The organism is Pseudomonas sp. JUb42, assembly GCF_024807945.1.
In the GTDB taxonomy this organism is placed as follows: Bacteria; Pseudomonadota; Gammaproteobacteria; order Pseudomonadales; family Pseudomonadaceae; genus Aquipseudomonas.
Genome location: NZ_JANUFD010000017.1, coordinates 192,922 through 205,610, shown reverse-complemented (window position 1 = coordinate 205,610; position 12,689 = coordinate 192,922). Strand labels below are relative to the sequence as shown.

The window sequence follows — 12,689 nt, the reverse complement described above, 5'->3', positions numbered from 1 at the left end:
CCAGACCCGTCTCAGTGGCATCAGCACCCTGGCCAGCCTGATGCCGGGCCAGGTACTGGAGATCACCGAGGCTACCCTGCAGGCCTTCGAGCCCGGTGCGCTGGTGACCAAAGTACGCCTCAGCGCCGCCCGTGACCGCAGCCTGGAAGTCCGCTTCGAAGGTATTCCCTACGCGGAAAACATCTGCTTCCGACCACCGCGCCTGGCCAAACCGCACATGGCCGGGACCATTCCCGCACGAGTCACCAGTGGCGACGCCAACACCACCTACGCCGATATCGATAAGGAAGGCCGCTACCGGGTCAACTTCCTGTTCGACCGCGACCAGTGGGAAAAGGGCCGCACCAGCATGTGGCTGCGCCTGGCGCGGCCCTACGCCGGTGACACCTACGGCCTGCACCTGCCACTGATCTGCGGCACCGAAGTGGCCGTGGCCTTCGAAAATGGCGACCCCGACCGCCCCTACATCGCCCACGCCCTGCACGACAGCGAACACCCCGACCACGTCACCCTGGCCCGACGCGACGACAGCCGCAACGTGCTGCGCACCCCGGCCAATAACAAACTGCGCATGGAAGACAAACGCGGCCAGGAGCACGTCAAGCTCAGCACCGAGTACAGCGGCAAGAGCCAGCTCAATCTCGGGCATCTGGTCAATGCCGAGAAGAAAAAACGCGGCGAAGGTTTTGAACTGCGCAGCGATGGCTGGGGGGCGATTCGTGGCGGCAAGGGTGTGTTTATCAGTGCCGATGAACAGGCCAAGGCCCAGGGCCAAGCGCTGGACATGACCCCGGCGACCCACCTGATCGAGGGCGCGAATGCACAAATGGCCGGCTGGCAAACCGTCGCCCAGGCCCACCACAGCCACGAGCCCGCCGTTGACGGGCTGCGCCAGTTGCAGACCGACGCCAAGAACCTGCACGCCCCGGCCATCCTCCTCAGCGCCCCGAGCGGCATCGCTGCTGTCACTCCCGCCAGCCTGCTGCTCAACAGCGGCAAGGCCCTGTACCTGCAAAGCCGGGACGACATCCACCTGGCCGCCGCCCAACGCCTTTCGGCCCAGTCCAACCAGGCCATCTCCCTGTTGGCCCAACAGGAAGGCATGCGCCTGGTCTCGGGCAAAGGCCCGCTGGAAATCGAGTCCCACGGCGACCTGCTCAACCTCATCGCCCAGCAGGACATCACCGTGCAATCGGTGCAAGGCCACCTGCAACTGACCGCCAAGAACGGCATCACCCTGGCCAGTGGCGGCGGCTACATCCGCATCACCCCCAGTGGCGAGATCCAGATTCATGGGCCGGGGCTGGTGAGTATCAAGGGCCGGCATCGGGTCGAGGGGCCGCAGGGGCAGGTGTTTGCGCTGCCAGCGTTGCCAGGGTCGCTGTGTCGGGAATGCCAAAAAAGGGCCGCTGCGGCCATCAACGGTTTCGTAGCCCTGGAGGGAAAAGCATGACCGCTACTCATATCGATACCTGGTTCAAATTGCTCGAAGACAGCTGTGCCGATGCGACCATCACCAGCATCGACCTAATTATCGATCAGGCCCGCAACGCTGACTTCCTGATGCGCAGCGTGGCAAGCGTCGAGCCGCCGCTACTCTGGCACCCGTTATTCAGCGGGTTGGCGGAAGAAGGCGACGAGGATTTGGTGCCGCTGCTGGTGCGGGTTGATCTGGCGCGGCCGCTGCAGCGGTTCTGGCTGATCAATCTGATCGAGTATTACCAAGCTGATCTGCCGCTCTTGCTGCTGGCTTCGCGCTGGCCCTTTCAGGCGTTGGTCGAACACTTTGCTGGTTGCGTACACATGCGTCATGGCAAGAGCTCGGGGTTGTTTCGCTTCTATGACTCACGTCTGTTCCCGCAACTGCTAAGTCATGTCCTGAACCCTGAGCAGCAACAGCTTTGGCTGCGCCCTGCGGTGTTCTGGAGTTGGCTGGATCGAGATGGCGTTCCGCACTATCTGCCTGGGTCGGGTGCCGCGCTTGAGCATCTGGAGGGCTGCGGCCCCATCGCGTTTAACGACCGCCAAATGGACGTCCTCAGTTGTGCTGCTGAAGCGGCTCTGCTGTTGAACACCCTGCCTCGCGCCCCCAACGCGGAACAGCGTTTTCAAAATTGCTTTGCCGCGCTGCTTGAGGCAAGTCAGGCCGGGTTGTTGGCGGATTCCGAGCGCGAAGCTTTCGCCCTCGACCAACAGCATGGACAGGAGAAGCCCGATGCCTAAAACCTCAATAGGCCGGGCGCTGTTGGCCACGCTTTGCTGCCTGGCAATCAACGTACTCGCCCCGAGCGTCCAGGCCAGCACCATTGAAGCCATCAACCATACCCACTGGGCCATTAACCGCTTTAGTGTCGATGGCCGTTCGGGGATCGACATCATTGGTCCGTACCAGGGTGGAGGCGGTGGTTGTTGCTATATCGCGCCAAAACGCTGGCAGCCGGGGATGACGGTGCGGGTGGATTGGGAGACGGGTGTGGCATATGCCTACGACAATCCTGGATATGCCGACTGGCCTAAATATTTGGCGTGGGAAAGAAAAATCAAAGCGCAAAAACGCAAACACAGCAAAGAAGTAGCCGTCCCCGACTACACCCACCAAAAAGTCTGCGGCCTCACCGTGCACTTCCTGCCGTGCGACGAGCTACAGGTCACAACCTCTTGTTACGCCTATGGCAGCCCTGAATACCCGATCAAGACGCCTCTGCAACTGCCGGAGCCACAATCATGTCCGCAATGACACATGCCCCTCTTTGGTATCCCCCACAATTTCCCGTACAGGGGCGCTTGCCCAGCCGTCCCGAGCAGGTCCAGCAAAATATCAAACTCCAGTCCCGGCTGGAGAGTGAATATCAGACTGCCTTGTCTATTGCAGCCGGGCGCCGGGTCGAGCTGCCATGCTGCAAAACCCTGCATATCAGCCTGTTTTTCGACGGCACCGGCAATAACCTCAATAACGACCTGTACGAGTCCGGTGATAAACCGCACCCGACCAATATCGCCCGGTTGTTCCGCGCCAGTATCGGCGCCGGTTACGTCGGCGGCACCCACCATTCTGGCAGCAAGGCCAGGCGGTTGACCGATGAAGGGGACACCGTCAACAACCAGTATTTCAAGTACTACATGCCCGGTGTCGGCACGCCCTTCCCGGAAGTCGGTGATCTGGATTACAGCAGTTTCGGCCTGGCCCTGGCCGGGTACGGTGAAGAACGGATCAATTGGGCCCTGCTGATGATCGTCGACGCCCTTCGCCGTGCCCTGAAACTGCCTCGCCTGGACGATGACACCTTGCTGAAATCGGTCAAGGCCATGGGCACGATCTTGGGCATAACCGGTTACGCCAACCGGGGCCTGGAATGGCGCAAGCACGCCGAGGCGCTGATCATCCCGCTGCGTAATGCCATGCGTGCACAGCCCGGCCAAAGCCGCTTGCTGGGGGTCAGGTTGTATGTCTATGGCTTTTCCCGTGGTGCGGCGGCGGCAAGGGCCTTTGTAAGCTGGCTCAATCAGATACTGTCTGAAGGCGATCCAACTCCTTGCCTGCAGATGCTCGATATCACCCTGCCCATCAGCGTCGAATACCTCGGGCTGTTGGACACCGTGGCCTCGGTAGGCATCGCCAATCTGTTGCCCGGGCCTGAAGGCCATATGGGCTGGGCCGAGGGCAATCAGCAACTGCCTGACGGCAATCTGGTCAAACGCTGCCTGCATATTGTGGCCAGCCATGAGCAGCGCCTGTGCTTTCCGCTGGACTCGATCCGACGCGAGGATGGCAGCTACCCGGCCAATAGCGTGGAGGTGCTGCATCCCGGTATGCACTCGGATCAGGGTGGGGGCTATCCGCCGGGGGATCAGGGCAAGGCCATCAGCGCGGATCCACGGGTGGGAGACGGGCTATTGCTGTCACAGATTGCCCTGAACGATCTGTATGCCGATGCTTTCGCTCATGGCGCTCCATTGAAAGTGCCGAAAGAGGCCTTGTCACAGGGGCTTCACTATCAGCGGTGGCGCGTAATGGAGGATGCGTTGGTACGAGATTTTTTTGTCAAATCAGAACTAGTCACCCGCTTCAACGCCTGGCGCCAGGTCACTCTCGGCCTGCCCGCCGACTCGCAATCGCAGCCCATCGAACAGGCCGAGCACTACGAACCACTCCCTGCCAGCGTTACGCTGGAGGACGCTCTGCGCGAACAGATGGCGTGGATCACTGCCTGGCGCATCGACCGCTACGCCTTTGCCGAGCAAAGCCTGAAAGAGCAGGCATTCTATAAATTGGCGAGCGATACCGAGGCCCCGGCAGATCAACGCAGAAGCGCCGAGGATAAACGCGATGCGCGACAAGACGCCCTCAGCAAGCGACGCGAAGTGCAACTGTACGACGAGCGCAAGGGCATCAAGGCCAGGCAGCCGCTGGAACCCGGCGTCAAGGATTATGACCCGGACATGGCGCAGACCCAGTTGCGCGAGGCCGCCGAGGAATTCGCCGAGGATTACCGCACCGACCGGCATATCAGGCTGGCGAAGCAGGGGCTGCTGACGGCGCTGCCAATACGGCTGCCCGCCGCGCAGTTGAACGCAGAAACCTCGGCCGAGCGGGAAAAGATGATAGCCGCCGGGCGAGCCAGGGTCAGCCAACTGTTTCCGCCGCCTTGGCCGGAGAAAAACCATACAGACCAACACCGGCGCGGCAACGTCGCCGAATGGCGCAATGTCAATGCCCCCGAAGGGCTGTTGCGCGCACTGTTCGACGATCAGGTCCACGATTCCCGCGCCTGGTTTCTCTATGCCTTCAACTTGAAACAGGTGAGCAAAGGTGGTCGAGAGCCCGGTGGCAGCTACCTGCGCGAGCGCATGGTGTTTTTCGGCAATACCAACTCCAGAAAGCTGGCGCTTTATGACGCCAATGATCAGTTGGTACTGGCCGGGGACCCGCGCCTGCACGGCCTTGAACAGAGGCTACCGGAACAACCCGAGCCCATGACTGCCGAGCGCATGGCCCAAGCGCAAAAAGCCATTGCCGACCGCTGGGAGGCTTATTACGCACAGGCCAGCGAGGTGAACGATGCGTCAGTCTGAATCCATTCGTTGCTACTCGGCCCGCAGAACATCCCCCTTGCGTCCGATGCTCGCCGCCCTGTGCGGGCTGGCCGCCACGGTGCTTGCCCTGCACACCGAAGCCGGCACCATTGAAGCCATCAACCATACCCACTGGGCCATTAACCGCTTTAGTGTCGATGACCGTTCGGGGATCGACATCATTGGCCCTTGGCAAGGCGGCGGCGGAGGTTGCTGCTATATCGCGCCGAAACGCTGGCAGCCGGGGATGACGGTGCGGGTGGATTGGGAGACGGGCTCGGCATATACCCCGGGCTTCCCTGGCTTTGCTGATGAGGCCAAGTATTTCGCCTGGGTTGACAAAGTCGAAGCTCAAACACGCAAACACACTAAAGAAGTAGCCGTGCCCGACTACACCGACCAAAAAGTCTGCGGCATCACCGTGCATTTCCTGCCCTGCGACGAGCTTGAGGTCACGACGTCCTGCTACGCCTATGGCAGCCCCGACTACCCGATCAAGACGCCGCTGCGCCTGCCGGAGCCGCAGTCCTGCCCACAACCCGAGAGCGCCCGAGTGCGCGAGGTGATGCCATGAAGTTCGTGATTCGACAAGGCGACGCCTTGTGTGAGTTTGGTGGTGAGGTGCTGGAGGGGCATTACCCCTATTACGGCAAGCCCATTGCCTGCCAGGGCGATGCGGTGCTCTGCACTCTGCATGGACTGAACGCCATCGCCGAAGGCAGTGATCTGTACGAAGCCGACGGCTGTGCGGTGGCGCTGGCGGGGCATCGTTGTGCGTGTGGTTGCACGTTGGTCAGCTCCATGGGTGAAGGAACCGTAATGTCATGAATAAGAAGCCTGAACTCGACTATGTCGAATGGATGCTGGTTGGTCTTGGGTTAATGGGGTTGTTCGCTTGCATTGCCGTATTTATCCCTTGGGACGGGTACGTCTTGATGCTAGCGGCGATGGTCGCAGTCCCCCTCTTCGCTGTGTGGCTCATTGTTTTTGTAGTGCTCCCATTAGCCTTTTTATTATTGCGGTACGCAAAGCAGCGCGCTCCATGTGCCTTCGAGGAAGCAGAGGGGCAGATGCAGCGGGATTGGGGTGTTCGCGATCGATATAAAGCAGCGCTCGTAGAGGCGGTGCTGGTGGAGGCATCGGGTACACCGCGCGAGGGCAGGCAAGTATCGATCAGTCCATACCATCAAGCCGGCAAACCGAAAGAAAACCCTGAATGGCTAGCCATTCACTCAGTACAGGTGTCCGGGTTCGATTGCGCCGAACGCGAGCAACAATTGGCGATACTACTCGCCAAGCAATGGCATGAGCGGCAAGCCGTGCCTACCGAATTACAGCCATTGCGTTGCTACTGGCTTGGGTCACGGGTCGCCTGGCAGGCCTTTGCGAAGCAGATGACGCAAGTCTGGCCAACACTCCAGCTCCCTGAACAACCCGACCCCTGGCAAGGCATTGATAGCCTGTACTCAATCATCGATCAGTTACAGGGCGCGCCTGTCGGCACTCGCATTCTATGCGCCGGTTGCCATTCTTCACCTCGCCACAGCGGCAACGGCCATCCTGAAAAAGACGAAGCGCTGCTCTGGTTGTTCGGTCCGGAAGGCAAGCTGTTTTTTTCCCTGGACGAATGGCTGGTTTCCGCCTCTGAGAATCTTCCTTCCGGGGCAATACAACTGCCGCAACTGAGCACGGATCATTTGCCCGCTCAAATTTGCGTGTCGTTGGCTGACTGCTATTTACCGCGCCTGTTCGACCGTGGTTGGCACAACAGAGCACATATGAACGATGCCAAGGTTGAAACGCTGGAGGACCTGCCAGACATGGTTTCGACGACGCGCGCCGCATGGGAGGTCGTACGCCATGGCACTCCTTGCGCAGGGAGTACGCGCAAATCGAGGGGACGCCCTCCAGTACTCGGGTTTATCAGACCCAAATTATCAAAGCCTGACTTCTCGGTGGCCCCATGAACGAGGCCCCCTATTTCGCGCCTTACCCACGAGCGCGCTCTCCGGTCTACTCACGCTGGTGGCTCAGTGGCGCTGCATTGCTAAGCGTTTTGATCGTGGGCGGCAAGTTATTCCTGGCCGATCTGTACGAGCCAAGGGTGATGATTGTCGGCATGGTCGGCGTGCTTTTGTTGTGGCTGACGGTGTTTCTGCTGCGGGTGCTGTACGTCCATTTCAATCAGCACTTTGCCCACACTTATACGGAGACGGCGCGGCAGATTCAGCGTGCCTGGTGGACGCGCCATCGGCAGCAGGTTGCGCTGGTCGACGCGGTGCTGGTCGGGCCGGTTTGTAACTCCGTTGAATCGCGCATGAAACTGTTTACCCCGGATCACCAGCCGCCCGTTGCGGAAAAAGTCGATGGCGGCCTGGTGATGCGTCTGCGTCAGCTCACGGATAACGGTATCGCCGGGCGCGAACGAAAACTGGCGATGCTGCTTGCGATGCAGTGGAAAGAACAACACGAAGCCCCCATCGACTTACAACCCCTGCGCTGCTACTGGCAAGGCACCGCCAGCGCCTGGGCCGCCTTCGTTGAACAAATGGCCAGCTCCTGCCCGCAGGTAAAACTGCCGGAGCATCCGGAACCCTGGCAAGGCCTGGCCAGCCTGGACGTGATCATCGATCAGTTGCAGGGCGCGGCCGCCGATGCGCGGATTCTCTGTGCCGGCTGTGCGTCGTTGCCACCGCAAGCCAATAGCCACCTACCTGCCGGGGAAGCGGCGGTGCTGTGGCTGCTCGGCACGCAGGGCGGTGTGCGCTTTTGCCGTGGCGAATGGTTCGCCGCCGAGTCCGAAGACCTGGCGACGGTGGCCGAGCGGGTATTGCAACAGAGCGAGCTGGATAAACCCGCGCCTGCCTGCGTGTCGTTTTCCCAACCTGAAATCACCGAACTGTCGGCCTTGAACTGGAATATCCGCCCGTTCGTGCAGGACGCCAACTTCGGCGCCCTGGGCAGCCTGGAAGCCATGGTCGTGCAGACCCTGGCCGCCGCTTATGCCCAGGCCCATGGCGTGCCTTGCGCCTGGCTGGGCAATGACCCTCATCACACCTTGACCCTGGGAGTCGTGAAACCTGATGACTCAAGCATTTGAAAACGCGTAAAACTTCAACGGGTCGGGTTGGGCGATCATCCGGGCGTGGTCCTGGCTTGGGGTAGTGGCAAAGACGGTGAGCACCTGGCAACCGGCTATTCGTGCCGCAGCCAGGTCAAGCGCATGGCCGACCGGCAGATGCGCCATCCGTTGGAAGTGGTGTTGGAGCGGTTGTTGACCTGATACCGCCGAGTCTGTGGGAGCGAATTCATTCGCGAAGAGGCCGGTACAGCCGATGTATTTTCATCGCCTGAAACACCGCCTTCGCGAATGAATTCGCTCCCACAGGATTTACTCTCGCGCCCTGCCAAGTGTTTGCTGCGCGACGGCGCGGGATCTCCCACAGGGTTCCGGCGATTCAGCAGGTTTTGGCGTGTTAACAGGAAAGATCATCGACCCACAACACATAGCCAAAGACTTCCCTCAGAAAAACCGGATAATGGCGGCCATTCGTTTGCTCGCTTATTGATGGTAATGCCACATGGAAATCAAGGTTAATTTTCTCGACAACCTGCGACTTGAAGCCAAGTTCGATGACTTCACGGTGATCGCCGATCAGCCCATTCGTTACAAGGGCGACGGTTCGGCACCGGGGCCATTCGATTACTTCCTGGCTTCGTCGGCTCTGTGTGCGGCTTACTTCGTCAAGTTGTACTGCGACACCCGCAATATCCCCACGGATAATATTCGCCTGTCGCAAAACAATATTGTCGACCCGGAAAACCGCTACAACCAGATCTTCAAGATCCAGGTCGAGTTGCCAGCTGACATCTCGGCCAAGGACCGCCAGGGCATCCTGCGTTCCATCGACCGTTGCACGGTCAAGAAGGTGGTGCAGGCCGGGCCTGAATTCGTGATCGAAGAAGTGGAAAACCTCGATGCCGATGCCCAGGCGCTGCTGATGCCGAGCCTGGCGTCCGGGGCCAGCACCTTTATTGCAGGCAAGGACCTGCCGCTGGAAGAAACCATCGCCAATATGTCCGGCATCCTTGCGGGCCTGGGGATGAAGATCGAAATTGCCTCATGGCGCAATATCGTGCCCAACGTCTGGTCGCTGCATATCCGCGACGCCCATTCTCCCATGTGCTTCACCAACGGCAAGGGTTCGACCAAGGAAGGCGCACTGGCTTCGGCGCTGGGCGAGTTTATCGAACGGCTGAACTGCAACTTCTTCTATAACGATCAGTTCTGGGGCGAAGAGATCGCCAATGCGCCGTTCGTGCATTATCCGGACGAGCGCTGGTTCCAGCCGGGTCCGAAGGATGAACTGCCGAGGGAGATTCTCGACGAATACTGCCTGGAGATTTTCAACCCTGATGGCGAGTTGTTTGGCTCCCATCTGTACGACACCAACTCCGGCAATATCGAGCGCGGTATCTGCTCGCTGCCGTTTGTGCGCCAGTCCGACGGCGAAGTGGTGTATTTCCCCTCCAACCTGATCGAAAATCTGTACCTGAGCAACGGCATGAGCGCTGGTAATACCCTGGCCGAAGCCCAAGTGCAGTGCCTGTCGGAAATCTTCGAACGCGCGGTCAAGCGCGAGATTCTCGAAGGCGAACTGGCGTTGCCCGATGTGCCGCAGGAAGTGCTGGCCAAGTATCCCGGCATTCTCGCTGGTATCCAGGGCCTGGAAGAGCAGGGCTTTCCGGTGCTGGTCAAGGATGCCTCGTTGGGCGGCCAGTTCCCGGTCATGTGCGTGACCCTGATGAACCCGCGCACCGGCGGCGTGTTCGCTTCGTTCGGCGCGCACCCGAGCATGGAAGTGGCGCTGGAACGCAGCCTTACCGAACTGCTTCAGGGCCGTAGCTTTGAAGGCCTTAACGATCTGCCGCAGCCGACTTTTGAGAGTCATGCGGTGATGGAACCGAACAACTTCGTCGAGCACTTTATCGACTCCAGTGGAGTGGTGTCGTGGCGCTTCTTCAGTGCCAAGGCCGATCATGAATTCGTCGAGTGGGATTTCTCCGGCCAGGGCGAAAACTCCAATGCCGAGGAAGCTGCGACCTTGTTCGGTATTCTCGAAGAGCTGGGCAAGGAAGCCTATATGGCAGTCTACGAACACCTGGGCGCCAAAGCCTGCCGCATTTTGGTGCCAGCGTACTCGGAGATTTATCCGATCGAGGATTTGATCTGGGATAACACCAACAAGGCGCTGTTCTTCCGCGAAGACATCCTCAATCTGCACAGCCTGGATAACCGTGACCTGAAAGGGTTGCTCAAGCGCCTGGACGAAAGCGAACTGGATGATTACACCGACATCACTACGCTGATCGGCATCGAGTTCGACGACAACACCGCCTGGGGTCAGCTGACGATCCTCGAGCTGAAACTGCTGATCCAGCTGGCTCTGAAGAAATACGACGACACCAAAGAGCTGGTCGAAGCCTTCCTGCAGTACAACGACAACACCGCCGAGCGCGGCCTGTTCTATCAGGCGTTGAATGCGGCGCTGGAAGTGCAACTGGACAGCGACCTGGACATGCAGGACTACGAAGTCAATTTCCGGCGCATGTTCGGCAATGAGCGCATGGACGCCGTGCTGGGTTCAGTGGACGGCAGTGTGCGCTTCTATGGCCTGACCCCGACCAGCATGAAGCTCGAAGGCCTCGACCGGCATCTGCGCCTGATCGACAGCTATAAAAAGCTGCATGAGGCGCGGGCTCGATTGGCAGGTTGATTCGGCCGCAAGCGTTGAACAAAAAAAGCACCTTTTGGTGCTTTTTTTGTGGCGCCATTCTTATGGCGTGAAGCCCCGCAAGCTCTGGCGCACGGGCTTATAAAGGCAACTCGTCGGCCGGTGAATCCGCAGATTCCATCATGGCAATTTAATGGCTACACTCGCCGCGCGGAGACCGTGCTGGCCTGGCATGCAGCGTGTATTTGCGTATTTTTTTCACGCTGCCCAAGGGCTTATTCATGTTCTACCGTTCGTTGCTGTTTCTGGCTCCAGCATCTCTGGTTGCCTGTGCCGGTATCGCCGTTGCAGGTGAAGAAGCGCCTGCCTCGCCGCGGTTTGATATCAACCGCTTCGACGTGCGTGGCAATACCCTGTTGCCCACCGCAGAACTTGAACGAAGCCTAGCCGCATTCGTTGGTCGGCTGCGTGATTTTGGCGATGTGGTACAGGCCCAGCAGGCACTGGAAGCGGTCTACCACCAGCATGGCTATCAACTGGTGCGCGTCGATCTGCCGGAGCAGGAACTCGACGGCGGCGTGGTGGTGTTCCAGGTGGTGGAAATCCGCATCGGCCAGGTGCGTATCGCCGGCAATCAGCACTTCAGCGAGAGCAACGTGCGTCATGCTTTGCCGGGTTTGCAGGAAGGCCAGACGCCGAACCTGAATGCGCTGTCCAAAAGCCTGAAACTGGCCAATGAAAACCCGGCACGCCAGACCGTGATGAAACTGCAGAACAGCCAGACGCAAGATGCGGTCGACGCCGACTTGCAGGTCGCGGACGAGTCACCCTGGAGCGCAGCGCTCAACGTCGATAACAGCGGCTCGAAACAGACCGGCCGGACTTACGTGGGCGGCGTGTTGCAGAACGCCAATCTGTTCGGCCTCGATCACGTCATGAGCGTGCAATACACCACCACGGCGGAGAAGCCCAACCGCGTCTCCGTTTATGGCCTGGGTTATCACCTGCCGTTGTACGAGCTGGGTGATTCCGTCGATCTCTACAGCAGCTACTCGGACGTGGATAGCGGCATGGTGACGGCAGGTATCTTCGACCTGGCAGTCAGCGGCAAGGGTTCCATTTTCGGTGCCCGCTACAACCACAATCTGGCTACCGACGGTAACTATCAATCGAAGATTGTCTACGGCATCGATTACAAGGCCTACAAGAACAATCTGGAGCTGGAAGACGCGGAGCAGGGCAACGTCCAGCTTGGCAACGACATCACCGTACGGCCGCTGAGCGTCGGTTACCAGGGCACCTGGGTGCGTCTGGATGGTGATGCCAACGTTGCGGTCTCGCTGGTGCACAACATTCCCGGCGGTGCGCGCGGGCGCCAGAGTGATTTCGAGCTGGCGCGGACCCATGCGCCGGATGATTACTCCGCGCTGCGCTTTGCCGCCAATATCACCCAGGCATTGCCCGGCGCCTTTCAACTGCGTGGCGTGATCAATGGTCAGTACAGCAAGGATGCGTTGATTCCCGGCGAGCAGTTTGGCGCGGGCGGGGCGATGTCGGTGCGCGGCTTTCGCGAGCGCGAGGTGTCCAACGACTCCGGCGTAACCGGTAATCTGGAAGCCTATACGCCGCCGCTGTGCAGCGGTGCCTGGCAGTGCCGGGCCCTGGCCTTCTATGACAATGCCTACCTGACCCGTAACGATGCCCTGCCGGGTGAGTTCCGTCATATTGCCCTGAGCAGCGTCGGCCTGGGCCTGCGCATGACTTATCAGAAGAGTCTCAACCTGCAGGTCGACTACGGCCACGCCCTGCTTGCCGAGGCCAGCGAGACCGAGCGCGGTGATAACCGCCTGCATGTCCGCGTCGGCCTGGCGTTCTGAGGAA

At 59.8% G+C, this 12,689-nt stretch carries 11 protein-coding genes; all 11 read left to right on the top strand.

Translation table 11 applies throughout. The features are described 5' to 3' along the window. On the top strand, positions 1 to 1,453 hold a 1,453-nt coding region (locus M2401_RS28675), incomplete at its 5' end, for a type VI secretion system Vgr family protein (RefSeq protein WP_259108919.1). Further along, positions 1,450 to 2,223 (top strand): DUF4123 domain-containing protein, encoded by a 774-nt coding sequence (locus M2401_RS28670; protein ID WP_259108917.1) that lies wholly within the window; start codon positions 1,450 to 1,452, stop codon positions 2,221 to 2,223. The genes M2401_RS28675 and M2401_RS28670, both read left to right, overlap by 4 nt. After that, entirely contained in the window at positions 2,216 to 2,737 is a 522-nt protein-coding gene (locus M2401_RS28665) for a DUF3304 domain-containing protein (RefSeq protein ID WP_259108915.1), read from the top strand. The genes M2401_RS28670 and M2401_RS28665 overlap by 8 nt, the downstream gene beginning before the upstream one ends. Further along, the gene (locus M2401_RS28660; RefSeq protein WP_259108913.1) at positions 2,725 to 5,073 is read left to right on the top strand and encodes a DUF2235 domain-containing protein; all 2,349 of its coding nucleotides are present in this window, start codon (positions 2,725 to 2,727) and stop codon (positions 5,071 to 5,073) included. The genes M2401_RS28665 and M2401_RS28660 overlap by 13 nt, the downstream gene beginning before the upstream one ends. A 46-nt stretch (positions 5,074 to 5,119) precedes the next feature. After that, positions 5,120 to 5,647, top strand: a complete 528-nt coding sequence (locus tag M2401_RS28655) for a DUF3304 domain-containing protein (RefSeq protein ID WP_259108942.1) — start codon at positions 5,120 to 5,122, stop codon at positions 5,645 to 5,647. Beyond that, a complete protein-coding gene (locus tag M2401_RS28650; RefSeq protein WP_259108912.1) occupies positions 5,644 to 5,901 on the top strand; it encodes a PAAR domain-containing protein in 258 nt (85 codons plus the stop codon). Before M2401_RS28655 ends, M2401_RS28650 begins: the two co-directional genes overlap by 4 nt. Further along, positions 5,898 to 7,040 carry a hypothetical protein gene (locus tag M2401_RS28645; protein ID WP_259108911.1) on the top strand — a complete coding sequence of 381 codons (1,143 nt, stop codon included), beginning with the start codon at positions 5,898 to 5,900 and terminating at the stop codon, positions 7,038 to 7,040. Before M2401_RS28650 ends, M2401_RS28645 begins: the two co-directional genes overlap by 4 nt. Beyond that, positions 7,037 to 8,173, top strand: a complete 1,137-nt coding sequence (locus M2401_RS28640; RefSeq protein WP_259108910.1) for a hypothetical protein — start codon at positions 7,037 to 7,039, stop codon at positions 8,171 to 8,173. Before M2401_RS28645 ends, M2401_RS28640 begins: the two co-directional genes overlap by 4 nt. Before the next feature lie 27 nt (positions 8,174 to 8,200). Next, a complete protein-coding gene (locus M2401_RS28635) occupies positions 8,201 to 8,356 on the top strand; it encodes a hypothetical protein (protein ID WP_259108909.1) in 156 nt (51 codons plus the stop codon). A 298-nt stretch (positions 8,357 to 8,654) separates the two neighbouring features. Then, positions 8,655 to 10,850 (top strand): OsmC domain/YcaO domain-containing protein, encoded by a 2,196-nt coding sequence (locus tag M2401_RS28630; protein WP_259108908.1) that lies wholly within the window; start codon positions 8,655 to 8,657, stop codon positions 10,848 to 10,850. A gap of 239 nt (positions 10,851 to 11,089) precedes the next feature. Continuing rightward, entirely contained in the window at positions 11,090 to 12,685 is a 1,596-nt protein-coding gene (locus M2401_RS28625; RefSeq protein WP_259108907.1) for a ShlB/FhaC/HecB family hemolysin secretion/activation protein, read from the top strand. The last annotated feature ends 4 nt before the right edge of the window (positions 12,686 to 12,689 follow it).

Coding starts and splice junctions, on each gene's coding strand:
- M2401_RS28660 (WP_259108913.1), top strand. CDS start 2,725: ATGTCCGCAATGACACATGCCCCTCTTTGGTATCCCCCACAATTTCCC.
- M2401_RS28670 (WP_259108917.1), top strand. CDS start 1,450: ATGACCGCTACTCATATCGATACCTGGTTCAAATTGCTCGAAGACAGC.
- M2401_RS28645 (WP_259108911.1), top strand. CDS start 5,898: ATGAATAAGAAGCCTGAACTCGACTATGTCGAATGGATGCTGGTTGGT.
- M2401_RS28655 (WP_259108942.1), top strand. CDS start 5,120: ATGCTCGCCGCCCTGTGCGGGCTGGCCGCCACGGTGCTTGCCCTGCAC.
- M2401_RS28630 (WP_259108908.1), top strand. CDS start 8,655: ATGGAAATCAAGGTTAATTTTCTCGACAACCTGCGACTTGAAGCCAAG.
- M2401_RS28640 (WP_259108910.1), top strand. CDS start 7,037: ATGAACGAGGCCCCCTATTTCGCGCCTTACCCACGAGCGCGCTCTCCG.
- M2401_RS28625 (WP_259108907.1), top strand. CDS start 11,090: ATGTTCTACCGTTCGTTGCTGTTTCTGGCTCCAGCATCTCTGGTTGCC.
- M2401_RS28650 (WP_259108912.1), top strand. CDS start 5,644: ATGAAGTTCGTGATTCGACAAGGCGACGCCTTGTGTGAGTTTGGTGGT.
- M2401_RS28665 (WP_259108915.1), top strand. CDS start 2,216: ATGCCTAAAACCTCAATAGGCCGGGCGCTGTTGGCCACGCTTTGCTGC.